A 15,565-nucleotide genomic window follows, 5' to 3' on the forward strand; every position below is an offset into this window, starting at 1 on the left:
CTGCTATCAATGCGATAACAAGCTAAGTCTCTTCTCCAGCTGATCTACCGGAGTACGCTTCTCCACTGGCTTCTTTGGTGGAATCAGTTTGGAAAGCATGGAATTCATAACCGCCTGTCTTGAAAACATCACAGGAGCACTCATCTCATCGCTGAGCGCAATTCCCTCACCAGCATCATTAGTTACATCACCCTGTCCATCGCTGAACAGGATCTTATCTGCAAAGCCAAGCTCAACCGCCTTTTTCGCATTGAACCAGCTCTCAGCATCCATAAGCTTTGAAATCTTGTCTCTTGCAAGACCAGTCTTGATCTCATAAGCATTCATAATGGATTCCTTCACTTCGTCCAGCATCCTTACCGCCTTCTTCATTTCCTCAGAATCTCCGATTGCGATAGTCGCAGGATTGTGAATCATCATCATTGCAACAGGACTCATTTCCACCGTAGTTCCAGCCATTGCTATAACTGAAGCCGCCGAAGCCGCAAGTCCGTCAATCTTGACCGCCACATCGTAGGGATAATCCATCAGCATGTTGTAAATCTGAGCTGCAGCAAACACATCACCGCCGGGGCTGTTGATCCAGACTGAAATCGGACCCTTACCCATGTTCAGCTCATCTTTGAAAAGCTTTGGAGTAACCTCATCCCCGTACCAGGTTTCATCTGAAATTTCTCCATTCAAAAAGAGCGTCCTCGATTCGAGTTCGCCCTCATCCTGGTTCTGTATCCAGTTCCAAAATTTCCTCTTCATTAACTGTATCCTCTCTTTCTCTGCTCAGGTGGCTTATCCCTGCTTTGAGTCTCTTCTAGCTCTGAAGCAGTAGATTCAGATGCACCTGCAGCAAATATTCCTGCATCCGCAAGCTTCGTCATATTTCCATTGATGAGATACAAATCACCACCGGCCTCTTCCGGAATGCGGTTAAGGTTTTCAAGCTCACGGATATCATTCGCTGACATCCAGCCGTTCTGCCTTGCTGTTGCATAGCCATTCATTCGGCTTTGGTAATCTCCCCTTAACAAACCGTCCACATTAAACTTAAAGAAGTAAGTCTTCTTCTCTTCCTGCGTAAGAAGGGCTCTGACCATAGCCTGCTCCCATCTTGCCACCCAGGGATCCAAAGTGTACTTCACAAATTCAAGCGACTGCTGCTCAATATTAGAAAAGCTCGACTTCTCCAAGTCACCGACCATGTGAGGCGGTACCCTAAAGATTCGAGCTATCTCATCAATCTGAAATTTTCTTGTTTCCAAAAACTGTGCTTCATTCGGGCTGATGGAAATCGGTGTGTATTTCATACCTTCTTCCAATACTGCAACCTTATTGGCATTGGCAGAACCACCAAAGGTTGACTGCCAGCTCTCACGAACCCTTGAAGGATCCTTGATAGTTCCCGGATGCTCCAACACGCCGGACGGAGCTGCACCATTGGCAAAGAACTTTGCTCCATACTCTTCACAGGCAATCGCCATACCAATAGCATTCTTCGCCATCGCAATTGGACTATAACCCACAAGCCCATCAAATCCTAATCCCGGAATATGAAGAACATCATGTGGCTGCAGACTCACCGTAGAACCCTTCAAAGTATGAGCATCATCCGTGCTCATGTTGTACTCGTAATAGATCTGTCCATCCCCGTCACGATTCACTGTCATCCTGTCCGGCATCAGCGGATAAAGTGCAATAATCTCGCCCCTCGCATTTCGAATAATCTGACTGTACGCATTCCCCCAGAGGAGCAAATGCGTCATCAAGGTCTCACGGAATACAAAGCTTGTCATCTCCGGATTTGGCTCATCATGGAGCAAAAAATAAAGTGGATGATCCACCGCCTTTTCCTTGCCTCCTTCTGCTGTATATCTGTAAAACTGTAATGGAAGTCCAGCCACCGCCTCTGACAATATTCTCACACAGGAGTAGACCGCCGTCATCTGCATCGCTGTTCTTTCATTTACTCTTTTTCCAGAAGTACTTCCACCCATAAAAAATGAATACGCACTACCGGAAGTTCTATCAGTGGGAGCATCCCTTCCACGAAACAATTTGCTAAACACGCTCATCATTTACCTCCATACAAAAAGGCACTTACATTTCTGCAAGTGCCCTCTTCAATAAAACTTTATTTAAAAACTTCTTATTTCTTTTGCCAAGCTAAAAGGAATAATCTCTCCCGCATTCGTCTCCTTATATGCCTTTTCTTCATGCATATAATCTACAATATCCTTCGCCTTATAATTTTTGAATTTCTCAATCACCTTATCCAGAATAGCCTTTTCTCTATCATTTAATATAGAATAATCCATTCCAACAGTGGGATAAACATGAAGCATCGTATCATAGTTATAGCTCATCTCTTCTTTAATGTTGAGATTTTCAAGATTCATCAAACTATAATGTCCTATAGGCAAGGCTCCCATTGGTTCATGTCTATATACCATACCAGTCATAGCAAAGCCATTCTCAATGAATGACAGAACATCCGAATACCACAACATTTTCATCAATTTTACCTTAAATAAGTTTGATACTTTCTCCGCAATGTAGGAAATCATTGCCTCTATCTTATCAATATTCAAAACCGTAAAACCATTTGAATCAGACGGTTCTTCAAAATTAGCATACTCACCTTCAAAAGTTTGGCGTGTCAGATATTCCTTTCCATATGAATCAAGCTTTTCAACGATTTTTGACTTTATTTCCATTCTCTTCAGTGGAGTAAATTTATCCGCATTCTTTTTTAAGAATTCTAATGCTTGAAGTGGATTATCCTTAATTAGACGAAGCATGGTATCATAAGCCTCATCTTGAATCGCTTTACTCTCGTAACGAGAAATAGTAGCCTCTCCCCATCCCAGAAGTTTTGCCAAATCAACCTGGGATAGCCCATAGCTTTCTCTTATCTCTACTATCTCATAAGATGTAAGCAAGCCTTTCTTAATACGGTATGCGTTTCTAGCATTTAAGAGATTCTCATTGGTCATAGTTCCCGTTTCAAATTCATTCTCATCTTCGTCCGCATTGGCACAAAAATAAAACCTCTCCTCGTAGGTTACTTCTTCTCCCTTTAATACAATTGATGTAACACGTTTTCTTTCTTCAACTTCATGTGTCTTGTCGCATAAAGGACAATTCATATGAACCTTTCTTAATAATGTGTTGGCCTCCATTTTTCTTACCTCCTTTGCAATTCCATTATGCGTAAGGAAATGTCATTTTCTCCTTCGCGTAGTGGAACGACACGCATAATACATGTCTCTGCTGATCTCCTTTAATCTTTAACTTCACATATACAAGCTTACTATTTATATCCTTCCCAAAAACAAACAATAATGGCGGATTCAAATCGTCTTTATCTATTTTGGTCTCAGAATATTCTGCTACGGTAAGTTCTTTCAGCCGCTCTACTACATCTTCCGTATCGTAATCAAGATCCAATAAAGTATATGGTGTTGAATATTTTTGATCTTGACCCTGTTTCTTTTTGCTAATCAAAGTAAGATCTGTATCTATATCAAAATCTGCATTCTCCAGTATCGACTTTAATTCATCCAGAAATGCAATGACTTCTCTCTTTTTCGATTGTGTACTAAGGAAAATTATAACCACCTCCGAACATTTCTACTATCAATTGATAGTATACTAGTCAATTGATAGTTTGTCAAGTAGATTACAAGATTAACAATCCTCTCTCATCGTAAACACTTCCCTGCGGCTCACCCTGGTTTCTCAGGCATCTGTCCAGAGCCATAATGGAAGCAACAATTCCATCAATCTTCTCTTTTGACTTTGCCTTGGTAACCTTAATATTTTCCGCAGCATCCGTCTCAATCACCACATTTCCAGCCATCCATCGAAGTACCGGATGTCCTGCATGAACAATCTGACCTTCCATCAGAAGTCTGTAGAACTCCTTGGTTGGCGTGCTCATACTTGCGAAGCCCTGTCCAAAGGGCACCATTGTAAATCCGGCATCTTCCAGATTCTGAATCATATGAGTCGCATTCCATCTGTCCACTGCAATTTCCAGGATGTGATATTTCTCACCCAGATCACAAACAAATTTTTCAATAAAATCATAGTGAATCACATTTCCTTCTGTAGCCATCAAATGCCCCTGTTTCTCCCATACATCATACGGAACTGAATTCGCCTTCACCCTTTGTGGAATCGTTTCTTCCGGCACCCAGAAGTACGGCACCAGAATATATTTATCATCTGAATTTCTCGGTGGAAATATAAGTACCAGAGCTGTAATATCTCCAGTACTGGATAAGTCCAGTCCTGCATAACAATCTCTTCCCTCCAGCAATCTCATATCAATAGGCTCATTGCCTTTCATAAAGATTGCATCAGGTATCCAGGATGTTGTGGAGCTAACCCACATATTCATACGAAGCCACTTGAATGTGACTTCATCAGCCGGATTTTGCTTTGCCTCACGGTAAGCATCTCTCAGTCTCTCAATATCAACCGTATATCCAAGAGAAGGATTTACCTTGTACCAGTTTGCTTCATCTTCCCAGTCCTCATCATCCTTCAGTCCATAGACCACCGGATAAAATGTCGGATCCACACGTCTGCCTTCCAAAATATCAATCGCCTTAGTGTGTAACTCAAAAGCAATTGAATGTCTGTCATTACCGGCGGTGGTAATAATAAAATGAAGCGGATTCTGTCTCGCATCGGAACTGTATTTTGTGAGCACATCGTATAACTGGCGATTCGGCTGTGTATGAATTTCATCGAACACAAGTCCCGAAATCGAAAATCCATGCTTACTTCCAACCTCAGCTGAAAGCACCTGGTAAAACCCGGCATTACCATAATTGACGATACGTTTTGTGGCTGACATCAGCTTGCTTCTCTTCATAAGAGCCGGTGACATCTCAACCATCTGACGGGCAACATCAAATACGATTGATGCCTGCTGCCTATCTGCTGCTGCACCATATACTTCAGCACTTGGTTCATTGTCTGCATACAATAAATAAAGAGCGATAGCTGCTGCCAGTTCGCTCTTACCTACCTTCTTACAAATCTCAACAAAGGCTGTTCTAAATTGTCTGTTTCCATCAGCTTTAACAATGCCGAAGATATCTCTGATCAGCTGCTCCTGCCAAGGTAATAACCAGAACCTTGTACCAGCCCACTTGCCTTTTGTGTGACATAGATTTTCAATAAAGGTTACTGCTCTATCCGCTTTCTTCTTATCATAATGAGAAGTCGGAAGCATAAATCTTGTCGGCTTATAATTTTTCAGCTTTGGGTAATCCTTAGGCCTTGTTTCCTTTGCCATTAAGAATCACCCCCAAGTAAAGCCTCCATCTCATCTTCTGGCTCCTGCCCTTTACTATTACCTGCAATAATTCTGCTTCGTGAAGATGGCGTAAGACCAAACTCTGATGCCGCCTGCAGCATCAACTTCTGATTGGTATTTGCAATTCCAACCCAAGGTGTCTGCTGTTGATATCCTTTATCAGTCTCAAAAGTAGAACCACCGGAGGTAATATGCTCCTGCGCTTCCTTCCATCTTGCATAAGACTGACAATATGCAGCAAACGCTGCCATATCCACTTCTGTAAGAACACCCATCTGATTCATCAGTTCAGCCAAACGCTCCCATTCCTTCTTTGCTTCTGGCATTAACCAGTCAGGACAAGCAGGTATTCCCTTTGCCGGAACCGGTTCTTTGCTATTCAGTTTTCTTTTGCCCGGATTGCCTTCCAATTTCTTTACTGCCGTAGGCTTTGGCTTTCTTCCAGCCATCGGAATCCCTCCTTCCTCTTTTTTTGAATAATAAAAGGACCATACATTTCTGCACGATCCCTATTACTAATTTTATGTAATTACATCCAGCTTTTTGTTTCTTTACTCCATGTATGCTCAAAGGAATTATCGTTATGAATTGAATCCACGATGGGCAGCAATAATTCTTTTAGCAGTTGCATAGTTTCTTCAAATTCTACTTTCACCAGTGCTTTCTTCTTTTTGATAAAGGCTCTCCATCTTCTCTGCCTTGTCTCATCCTTGGTAAAATCATCATCAAAAGCTGCAATATCATCAAAACCGGTCCCTCGATGGGTAAAGGTCTCTACAATCGCATTCTTTAATTCCACACCATTAAGATTATATCTGTCAGCCAAAACATAGATATCATAGAAATCCTTATATCTACCATTTGCAAGGCCCAGAGAAACAAAAGCCTCAAACTTTTCTGCTATGACGGAGTAAATAGAATAGGCATATACTTGCGGAACCTCCATATCCAGCAGAACCGGGAACTCCATTTTCACTCTTTCTGGATACACCACATCACCAAAACCAATATCTATTGATACCGGGACCTTGGTTCTATCCAGATATCCCATAATAGATACATTTACTCCGTGATACTCCTTGAATTCGGTTATATTGATAACCTCAAGCGTATTCAAATCAAATCTCAACGCATCATCGCACTCTATAGAAAAAATATCATTAAATACTTTCTTCATTTCTTCAGCATCATTTGGAATACGCTGTGCCAAAAGATCAATATCCATTGTTGCACGAGCATACTCTCCATTAAATAATGCATACAAAAAAATACCGCCCTTTAGTGTAAATCTCTCCACATAATTTGAAACAGATAATCTATATATTGTTCTCTCCAAACCATATGTGACCAGCTTATCCTGCATAGTCTTTCCATCTTCTATCGCCTGTTTCTTTAATCTGTCCTTTACGGATATAGCGTTTGTCATACCAGCACCTCCAGATACATTTTCATTACATCCCCACATTTGAGCATCTCCGCATATCTGATTAGCCTATTCAGATTACGGTCACTCCGATGCAGATAGGTTGTAAGAACTTCTTTCGTTTCTTCAATTCCGATTTTTTCCCTATAGAAAACGATATCAACAACAGTTTTCTCAATATCATATATACGAAATCTGTTATTTCCATCCTCTACGGTCTCGATACCAACATCAAATCGGTCATCTGTAAAATAGCATACATTCAGTTCCGGCCAATCCGGTAGAGTTGATACCTTTGCTTTTCTCGGAATTGCTACATCAATAGCATCCGGTCGATAAGTAGACAGATTATAATACACAGCTGCACTCAGCAGACAAACTACTCCGTCTGGTACAAATGCATAGGCATAGTAGAAATCCGATCCCTCACCATCAAAATTTGCATTTTCATAATACTTTTTATTCAGTTTTATCAGGATCCCCTGGTCAACCATCTGATTGATTTTATAATAGGAAAACCCTTTATCTTTCAGCTCTTGAACTGAAAAAATCATTTGGTCATTGGAAATCTGTGCAGTCTTTGTCATCTTTCTCACCTCAATCCCAGTATATCCAAATTCGTGATAATTATTTAAATATTTTTCGGCATTTTGTTATTTTGCCGAATTTCATTTAAATTATAATAATCATTTAACGATTTGTCAATGGATTTTCAGTGAGCTACCCCCATATTCCATTTCGCGACTGCACACGCAACACCCACCCGCCGTTCTATAGAAGACAGGCCTGTAGAGATTTCGATACCCCCTACCTTAGCCCCATCGATCCCCACGTTTCGCATGAATCTGTGAATGACACGACTTGCACAACGCAATCAGATTACTCCGATCATGTGTGCCACCTTCACTCAACGGCTTCTTGTGGTGAATCTCTTCCACCGGAACTGCAAGTCCACGTTCAAAACACAGCTCACAGAACGGATGCTCAGAAGCATACTTATCACGTATCCTCTTCCACGCACGTCCATAACGGCGTTTGGTCTGCTTATCTCTGCTGAATTTCTCATAGTCACTGTTTACCTTTCTTGCATGCTCCTCACAGTACCGTCCGGTTACTAATGCAGGACAGCCCGGATAAGCACACGGTTTCTTCGGTTTGCTTGGCACTGTTACACCTCCATGCATAGCCAGAGCCCTGAAGAATTTCTTCCCCAAGGCTCTTCTATATTCTGCTTTCCGCATTATAACAATATCATATTTACAGACTCTCATTCTATCACATCAGCTCTCCACTTTCAGAAATCCATCAATTTCTTTCAAAGCCTTTTCATGAAGCCTAAAGGTATGCTGGATACTGTAACCCATATCCACGGATATCTGCTCCCATGTATCAAAACACAAATATCTCTTCTCAAGAATTGTTCTCTCTGCTCTGTTTGCTACCCGCTTTATCATATGTGTAATGTCAGCCTTCAGAGAAATCAGTTCATGAATATCGGAATTAATTTCATCCTCCAGTGCAATGATCTTCACAATGGCATCCTCCATCTTATGGATATTTCTGTTTGGACTTCCGGGCATATCTGACATGGTACTTGTTGCTTTGGTTGCCAAATCACGAAGAGAAGCTACCTGCTCCAGCTTGCTGTTGATATCGTTATCAATCTTGTAAGCCTGACTCAAATATTCTTTTGCTGTCATAAGCACCTCCGAAAAATGTTTTCCCTCGGATTGACTCGGATTGACTCTGATTGCCGTTTATTTACTCTGATTTTCTTCTACCTGCCGAACGCCTGATCTCAGCCTTTACCGCATTGATCAAAGCTGACTGTGTACGATCCTTTGATTCCAAGACCTTCATAACCTGCTCATCAATAGTACCTGCAGTAATGATATGCTGTACCACAACAGTCTCTGCAGACTGTCCCTGTCTCCATAATCTCGCTACCGTCTGCTGATATAGCTCAAGACTCCAGGTAAGCCCGAACCAGATAAGCATATTTCCACCTGCCTGAAGATTAAGCCCATGACCTGCAGATGCAGGATGAATAAGTGCTACAGGAAGCTCTCCCCGATTCCATTTGCGGATACTCTCCTCTGAATCAAGCTTTTCAAAAGGAATCTTCCTCTCAGATAACCTTCTCATAATTCTGGCCAAATCATGTTTGAACCAATACGCAACCATTACCGGTTTCCCATTCGCAGCCTCAATCAAATCCTCCAAAGCATCCAGCTTCTGATCATGTATCTGAATCTCATCTCCATCATCGGAATACACTGCACCATTTGCCATCTGCATCAGCTTACCGGATAGTGCCGCCGCATTTGCCGCTGTCACTTCTCCGCCCTTCAAAGGCAAGAACAAATCCTCTGCCATATTCGAATACAGTTCTTCCTCAGCCTCACTCATATAAACCGGATATTCATTACTGATAAGCTCCGGCATCTTCAAATGATCCAAGGCCTTCATGGAAATCGTAATATCCGATATCTTGTCATAAATCTGTTCCTCTGCACCTTTTCTCAATCTGTAGGAATAAACAATCTGACCATTCATCTGATCCGGCACAAAATAATTCACCCTATACTGACTGATAAATCTTCCAAGCCTCTCTCCCATATCAAGGCATTTGAATTCTGCAAAAAGATCCATCAAACCATTGGAAGAAGGTGTACCGGTCAAACCGATTACTCTCTTCACCTTTGGTCTTACCTTCATGAAAGCCTTAAATCGTTTACTGTTCCAGTTTTTAAAGGATGAAAGCTCATCCAGAACCACCATATCGAAGTCAAAGGGAACTCCACTCTGTTCTACAAGCCATTGCAGATTTTCTCTGTTAATCACATAGATATCTGCATCTGCTACCAGTGCCTTCTTTCTATCTGCCGCTGTCCCAAGAACAATCGAATATCTCAGGTGTTTCAGATGCTCCCATTTATGGATCTCATCACTCCAGGTATTTCTTGCTACTCGAAGTGGAGCCACCACCAGAACCTTACTTACCTCAAATCGGTCATACATAAGCTGCTCGATGGCTGTCAACGTAATACTGGTCTTGCCAAGTCCCATTCCAAGTATTACGGCTGCTATCGGATGTCCCAATATATAATTGATTGCATACTGCTGATAATCATGCGGTTTGTATTGCATCTATAATTCCTCCAATCTGTCCCAGGTCATCTAGGACGAATACTTTATATCCAAGAGCACGAAGCTGATTATGTCTGTGAACCTGAAGCTTTCTTGGTTTCTCTCCGGGAGCCTTCACCTCCACGAACCCGATTTTCCCATCAGGTAATAAAACAATTCGGTCGGGCCAGCCTGAAGAACCGGAATTCCATTTCTCACACAAGCCACCTCGCTTCTTTACCTCTCGAACTAATTTCTGTTCCATATATTTCTCACGCATTGCACGCCTCCATCATTCATAAAAGGTGTGCAGGTCGAGTACCTCGTTCCGTAAAACTCCCTTTAGCAGATTTTTATTAAATTTCTCTCTATAGAGACTTTTATGTAGAGAAGTTAACGACCTACACAAAAAGGATTAAAAGTGTATGTCGTGTAGCCATATTCCAGATTACAAATGCGAATACAGCCACAGCGACCTTCACAATCACCCCAGAAAATCCTGACCTTCCTTAAGCTTAAGTCCCACGACCTGCACTCCGGTATTCTTGCGAATTCGGTTATAGCCAGCCTTGTCCATTGCAGAATAGAAATCTGTGGTGCTGCGGATATATTCGCCGTTTTGCATGCAATGGGCTCGATAAGCCTGGTACAGCTCGCCTGATTTTTCTTTATATGACGGATCAATCTCACAGCATTCCTCTAAGAACTGGCCTAGCCAATCATTATCCTCACGGTATGCCTGAATCGCTGCTTCCACTACATCCGGAAGATCTGTATGGAATTCCTTATCAATAGCCTTCTTCGCGCCTTCGATAATCCAACTCATAATGGCAGGACCAGCATGCTCGAAAAGGTAATCTGCATAATTCTTGATATCGCTCTTACCGGTAATCTTTGCGTTAAATGGAATAACAATCAGCCTGCGCCAGATACCATCATCATTAGCTCCCACCTTCGGAAGATGATTTGTATAAAGCACCAGCGTATGTGACGGAACAAAGGAAAAGGGATCCTTGTACTTCTTTTCAGCCTGGATTTCATCCGTAGAGCAAAGCTGCTTCACCACAGCCGTATTAAGCCTCATACCCTCTTCCATTTCAGAAGAAATAATGAGCCTTTTTCCTTTAAGCTCAGCCATCTCCGGTTTCACATTTCTCTTACAGTTCATGGTGAGTGCTTCCGCTGAAAGCTTACCTGCATAATTACCAAGGACTCTGAAAATGGTATTCCAGAAAGTACTCTTACCATTGGCACCACCGCCGTATGCAATAATCATATGCTCCTGATACACCTTACCGATTGCAGCCATACCAACTGTCTCCTGCACATAATCGATGAGTTTCTGATCCTTACAAAAGAAAAGATTCAAGGCATCCAGCCATATCTGCTTTCCGTCTTCTCCCGGTGAACAGGCTGTAATCTTCGTAATTAAATCCTCAGGATTGTGAGGCTGTTCTCCCGCAAGCCCTTTCCTCAAATCAAAGGTTGCATAAGGTGTATTGATGAGATTCTCATCCTTATCCAGATCACTGACTGAAATCGCAATCATCGGCTTTGCGGTATTGGCAGCGGATACGATGTACTTATAATCACGTCTCTTCTGCACAAACTTCAGATATGTCTGTGCACCCATGAGCATATAAACCAGCAGTAACAGCTGCCCGTCCACTTCCTTAAGAAGCTCCTTCGGACCTGCTTGTATAGAAACCTTTGGAACACCAGCATCCTCTAGTGCCTTCTCTACTCTGGCAACCTCATCCATAGCATCCTGAAGCTGCAGATCTAAGAATTCCTCAACTGCACCAATCGCCAACTGCTTATCCTCTCTCCAGCAGTCCCCGTCAAATCTGAGGAAATCTGTTGCACTTGTGTACTTCAGTTCATCGCCATACTCACGCACAAGAACCTTCGCCTGGCCAATATCTGAATAATCCTCTGGCTTTAAAGTGGCACCTTCGAAATCGGCATTATATTCATCAGGCGGTACATATCCGTCCTGCGTAACAATGCTCTTCCTGAAAAACTTCACTGCACTGTTCCAGATAGTCTTAAGCTCAGCATCCGGAAGCGGTGGATCACATTTTCTCGCGTGCTCCAGAAAAGCTTCATGTGCTTTTTCCGTATCTCCGTACCGCTTCAAAACACGACCGGCAAATCGGCTCATCGTGTTATTGCGGCTTCCTTCTAAAATAGGACCGGAACTCTTCCCATCTGGCATCTCCGAATCAAAGTCTTCCTCTTCGATATCAGAGACCTCCACCTCTTCGTCCACCGTCATCCAGCCTTCGTGGAAAATCACCTCTTCACATTCAGCACCAAATATGAATCTTGCTGCATCCAAAGCATTTCCATCAAAAAAGGCATAAGCACTCTGAATTGCTTTCTTCAAATTGGCGTACCTAGAAGCATCCGTTATTTCCGAAATAGGAAAATACATGTGATACCTTGGTCTCGCCGACTTACCTTCCTTATCTAAAAGATGATGGCGGCTCGGTGCCAGCAAGTACTCCACATTCGGAAACAGCTCTTCCAGCTTTTCAGCAGTAATCCAGTCAGCCGGTACTTCTGTGTGGTCATTATCGATATCCATGACAATCACATCTGATCTGATGAAATTCTCAATGCTTCGATAATTCCCTTTGAACTCTGCGCAAACATGATCCTTCTTCACCGCTTCCTGCAGCTGCTCCGGCGTGACCACCGTCACCTTGTTAGGATAGCTACAGTTCCCGGCTTGACCGACGCAGTTTGCTGTACAAATAGTTACCTGCATATTTCAAACCTCGTTTCTATCAAAGTAAGAACTTACAAGTTCTCCTAACTTCCTAAGCGGGTTTGACCTTCACTTTTCCGGTCAGAGTTAAAAATAATTTGCAAAAAATCAGCCAGAGCAGAATCACTTCCTTTTATAAAGCGAAAAATGCCTGGCTATTTACAAAACTTTTTTCAAAAAAATTCTCCCCCGACCGGAAAAACGATTTCCAGATGCGCTTAGGAAGATAGAAAGGCAACAAAGCCATTCGGAAAGTGAGGTGCTGCAGATGCAGACAGAAACGATTGATAATAGCCGGCAGGCCACATCACAGATTGAGGAAGAGCTCATAGATACTCTCATCGCAATCAGCGTAGTAGCCAAGCGACTGGCAGCCAATCTAAGACAACAGAATAAAGAAAACGGAGGAAGCAAAAATGAGCAAAATGAGTGAATTATCTCAGGTGCTGGATGAAATGATTGCCTGCGGTGAAGGAATGATCAAAGCCGCAAATGCAATAAAAGAAATCTTCTCATCTACAGAAGAAGCCCCGGCAAAGACTGCCCCATCCTATACAAAGGAGGATGTTCGCGGAATCCTTGCTGCAAAATCAGCTGCAGGCTTTAAGAAGGAAGTCAAAGAGCTTCTGGAGAAATTCGGCGCACAGCAGTTAAAGCAGGTTGATCCAAAGGATTACGCCGCCCTTCTTAAGGAAGCAGAGGTGATTGGAAATGCCTAAGCACGCATACCTCTCCGCCTCTGCCAGCCACAGATGGTTAGCCTGCCCGCCAAGCGCAAAGCTCTGTGCCAACATCCCGGATCAAGCATCCGAATATGCACAGCAGGGAACCGATTGCCATGAGCTTTGTGCCTATCTGGTAGAAAAGGCTCTTGGCAGAGAGGTAATCGATCCGACTGAGAATCTTACCTACTACGATGCTGAAATGCAGAACTGCGCTGAGGAATACAGGAACTATGTATTAGAGCAGATTGAAGCAGCGAAGGAATTCTGTAAGGATCCGCAGGTCATGATTGAACAGAGACTGGATTTCTCCCGCTGGGTTGAAAACGGCTTCGGAACCGGTGACTGTGTAATCGTTGCTGATGAAGTACTACAGATTATCGATTACAAGCATGGTCTTGGAGTACTCGTAAGCGCCGGTGATGATGAGCATGGTGGCAACAGCCAAATGATGTGCTACGCCTTAGGTGCTTTGGAAGTATTCGGAGACATCTACGATATCAATCAGATTAAGATAACCATCTTCCAGCCGAGACGCGAAAACATCAGCACCTACACCATCAGCAGAGACAACCTTCTGAAATGGGCCAACGAAGTTCTGGCACCGACTGCCCAGCTTGCATATGTAGGAGAAGGCGAATTCAAAGCCGGTGACCACTGCCAATTTTGCAAGGTAAAGGCAACCTGCCGCAAGCGTGCAGAATACAATCTGGATCTTGCAAAATATGATTTCGAAATGCCTGCCACACTGGATGATACAGAAATCGCTGCGATCCTTGAAAAGGTGGATGAAATGATTTCCTGGGGAAATGACATCAAGGAATATGCCCTTCAGCAGGCACAGTCCGGAGTCCACTTCGAAGGCTGGAAGGTCGTGGAAGGAAGGTCCAACAGAAAATATACCGACGAAGAAGCTGTCGCTTTCAAAGTAAAGGACGCAGGTTTTGATCCGTATGAAAAGAAGCTTCTTGGCGTAACCGCCATGAGTACACTGCTCGGAAAGAAGAAATTCGAAGAACTTTTAGGTGGGCTTATCTACAAGCCACCTGGAAAACCCGCATTGGTACCGGAATCTGATAAGAGGCCGGCAATGAATACAGCAATAGAAGACTTTAATGAGTAAAAGGAGGACCAATATTATGGCAAAAATTCAGAACCCTACAAAGGTAATCACAGGAGTAAACACACGTTGGAGCTATGCGAATGTATGGGATGCCAAGAGCATCAATGGAGGCGCACCAAAATACAGCGTTTCCCTCATCATTCCCAAGTCCGACACCGTAACTGTAAACAAGATTAAGGCGGCTATCGAAGCAGCCTATGAGGAAGGTCAGAGCAAGCTCAAGGGTAATGGCAAGACTGTTCCTGCCCTCTCTGTTCTCAAGACACCTCTTCGTGATGGTGATTTGGAGAGACCTGATGACCCTGCTTATGCAAATGCTTACTTCATCAATGCCAACAGTGCTACCGCACCTGGCATCGTAGATGCAGACCGTCAGCCTATCCTTGAGAGATCCGAAGTGTATTCCGGAGTATATGGAAGAGCCAGCATTAATCTCTATGCCTTCAACAGCAATGGTAATAAGGGCATTGCCTGCGGTCTCAACAATCTCCAGAAGATTCGCGACGGTGAGCCTCTCGGTGGTAAATCTCGTGCTGAGGATGATTTCGACACTGAGGAAGATGATGATTTCCTCTCCTAATAACTACATGACAACTAAGGCGGTAGGACAAGCCTGCCGCCAATTCAAAGGAAGGTATGGTGAAAAATTATGAAAACAGCTATGGAACTAATTCTGGCAATCGCACTTCTTATTATTTGGGGAAGCACAGGAATATCCTTACTCCTCTCTACTATCCAGGGAATAATCTATGAAAAGAAGCGTGAAAAGCGCGACCTGGAATATCATGCGAAACGCATGAAAAGCTTGCCTGACAAGCAGAACGACTAACTTTTGAACATTTCTATCTCACTATTTAAGAAAGGGCCAGGTGACAACCTATGACAAAAGAATTATTGAATGAATTTATGAATGCACTTATTGATGGAACTCTTTTCGGCATCTGCTTTTGCTTCTGGATGATGATCGTAATAGCAGTTTGGCGTTGGTTCCTCGGCGTAGTAAAACGCTTCCTCCACTGGCTCTGTCCAAAGTGGTTCAAGCCAAAAACTGAAGAAACTGACAAGAACTAAT

19 protein-coding genes are annotated in these 15,565 nt (G+C 43.0%); 6 read left to right on the top strand and 13 right to left on the bottom strand.

Going from position 1 to position 15,565, the window contains the following annotated elements:
- Positions 1-6: 6 nt before the first annotated feature.
- The 13 genes from ACTNC0_RS14000 to ACTNC0_RS14060 all read right to left on the bottom strand — a co-directional run bounded on the left by ACTNC0_RS14000 (position 7) and on the right by ACTNC0_RS14060 (position 12,648).
- Positions 7-753, bottom strand: a complete 747-nt coding sequence (locus tag ACTNC0_RS14000; RefSeq protein WP_441087862.1) for a head maturation protease, ClpP-related — start codon at positions 751-753, stop codon at positions 7-9.
- Positions 753-2,066 (bottom strand): phage portal protein, encoded by a 1,314-nt coding sequence (locus tag ACTNC0_RS14005; protein ID WP_441087863.1) that lies wholly within the window; start codon positions 2,064-2,066, stop codon positions 753-755. The genes ACTNC0_RS14000 and ACTNC0_RS14005 overlap by 1 nt, the downstream gene beginning before the upstream one ends.
- A gap of 63 nt (positions 2,067-2,129) precedes the next feature.
- Positions 2,130-3,173, bottom strand: coding sequence for a type II TA system antitoxin MqsA family protein (locus tag ACTNC0_RS14010; protein ID WP_441087864.1), 1,044 nt, complete (start codon positions 3,171-3,173; stop codon positions 2,130-2,132).
- Between the two features lie 25 nt (positions 3,174-3,198).
- Positions 3,199-3,612: a hypothetical protein gene (locus ACTNC0_RS14015; RefSeq protein ID WP_441087865.1), complete on the bottom strand. Its 414-nt coding sequence runs from the start codon at positions 3,610-3,612 to the stop codon at positions 3,199-3,201.
- A 61-nt stretch (positions 3,613-3,673) separates the two neighbouring features.
- Positions 3,674-5,302, bottom strand: coding sequence for a terminase large subunit (locus tag ACTNC0_RS14020; protein WP_441087866.1), 1,629 nt, complete (start codon positions 5,300-5,302; stop codon positions 3,674-3,676).
- Complete coding sequence (locus ACTNC0_RS14025; RefSeq protein ID WP_441087867.1) at positions 5,302-5,772, bottom strand: phage terminase small subunit P27 family; 471 nt, start codon at positions 5,770-5,772, stop codon at positions 5,302-5,304. Before ACTNC0_RS14025 ends, ACTNC0_RS14020 begins: the two co-directional genes overlap by 1 nt.
- Before the next feature lie 80 nt (positions 5,773-5,852).
- Positions 5,853-6,749: a nucleotidyl transferase AbiEii/AbiGii toxin family protein gene (locus tag ACTNC0_RS14030; protein ID WP_235249702.1), complete on the bottom strand. Its 897-nt coding sequence runs from the start codon at positions 6,747-6,749 to the stop codon at positions 5,853-5,855.
- Positions 6,746-7,333, bottom strand: a complete 588-nt coding sequence (locus tag ACTNC0_RS14035) for a type IV toxin-antitoxin system AbiEi family antitoxin domain-containing protein (RefSeq protein WP_178855273.1) — start codon at positions 7,331-7,333, stop codon at positions 6,746-6,748. The genes ACTNC0_RS14030 and ACTNC0_RS14035 overlap by 4 nt, the downstream gene beginning before the upstream one ends.
- 225 nt (positions 7,334-7,558) lie before the next feature.
- Positions 7,559-7,912: an HNH endonuclease gene (locus ACTNC0_RS14040; RefSeq protein WP_441087914.1), complete on the bottom strand. Its 354-nt coding sequence runs from the start codon at positions 7,910-7,912 to the stop codon at positions 7,559-7,561.
- Between the two features lie 114 nt (positions 7,913-8,026).
- Positions 8,027-8,446 (bottom strand): DUF1492 domain-containing protein, encoded by a 420-nt coding sequence (locus tag ACTNC0_RS14045; protein WP_441087868.1) that lies wholly within the window; start codon positions 8,444-8,446, stop codon positions 8,027-8,029.
- A gap of 61 nt (positions 8,447-8,507) precedes the next feature.
- The gene (locus tag ACTNC0_RS14050) at positions 8,508-9,896 is read right to left on the bottom strand and encodes an SNF2-related protein (protein WP_441087869.1); all 1,389 of its coding nucleotides are present in this window, start codon (positions 9,894-9,896) and stop codon (positions 8,508-8,510) included.
- The gene (locus ACTNC0_RS14055; protein ID WP_302600721.1) at positions 9,877-10,155 is read right to left on the bottom strand and encodes a VRR-NUC domain-containing protein; all 279 of its coding nucleotides are present in this window, start codon (positions 10,153-10,155) and stop codon (positions 9,877-9,879) included. Before ACTNC0_RS14055 ends, ACTNC0_RS14050 begins: the two co-directional genes overlap by 20 nt.
- 204 nt (positions 10,156-10,359) lie before the next feature.
- A complete protein-coding gene (locus ACTNC0_RS14060) occupies positions 10,360-12,648 on the bottom strand; it encodes a phage/plasmid primase, P4 family (RefSeq protein ID WP_441087870.1) in 2,289 nt (762 codons plus the stop codon).
- Positions 12,649-12,916: 268 nt separating this feature from the next.
- Here ACTNC0_RS14060 and ACTNC0_RS14065 point away from each other — a divergent pair, with 268 nt between their 5' ends.
- From ACTNC0_RS14065 to ACTNC0_RS14090, 6 genes are all read left to right on the top strand, one after another.
- Positions 12,917-13,081 carry a hypothetical protein gene (locus tag ACTNC0_RS14065; protein WP_441087871.1) on the top strand — a complete coding sequence of 55 codons (165 nt, stop codon included), beginning with the start codon at positions 12,917-12,919 and terminating at the stop codon, positions 13,079-13,081.
- A complete protein-coding gene (locus ACTNC0_RS14070) occupies positions 13,065-13,367 on the top strand; it encodes a DNA ligase (RefSeq protein ID WP_441087872.1) in 303 nt (100 codons plus the stop codon). The genes ACTNC0_RS14065 and ACTNC0_RS14070 overlap by 17 nt, the downstream gene beginning before the upstream one ends.
- Complete coding sequence (locus tag ACTNC0_RS14075; protein ID WP_441087873.1) at positions 13,360-14,493, top strand: DUF2800 domain-containing protein; 1,134 nt, start codon at positions 13,360-13,362, stop codon at positions 14,491-14,493. Before ACTNC0_RS14070 ends, ACTNC0_RS14075 begins: the two co-directional genes overlap by 8 nt.
- A gap of 16 nt (positions 14,494-14,509) precedes the next feature.
- Positions 14,510-15,073, top strand: coding sequence for a DUF2815 family protein (locus tag ACTNC0_RS14080; protein WP_441035320.1), 564 nt, complete (start codon positions 14,510-14,512; stop codon positions 15,071-15,073).
- Between the two features lie 69 nt (positions 15,074-15,142).
- Positions 15,143-15,322 (top strand): hypothetical protein, encoded by a 180-nt coding sequence (locus ACTNC0_RS14085; protein ID WP_283229582.1) that lies wholly within the window; start codon positions 15,143-15,145, stop codon positions 15,320-15,322.
- 50 nt (positions 15,323-15,372) lie between these two features.
- Positions 15,373-15,564 carry a hypothetical protein gene (locus ACTNC0_RS14090; protein WP_441087874.1) on the top strand — a complete coding sequence of 64 codons (192 nt, stop codon included), beginning with the start codon at positions 15,373-15,375 and terminating at the stop codon, positions 15,562-15,564.
- The last annotated feature ends 1 nt before the right edge of the window (position 15,565 follow it).

The organism is Blautia sp. HCP3S3_B11, from assembly GCF_052064435.1.
GTDB lineage: Bacteria > Bacillota > Clostridia > Lachnospirales > Lachnospiraceae > Blautia_A.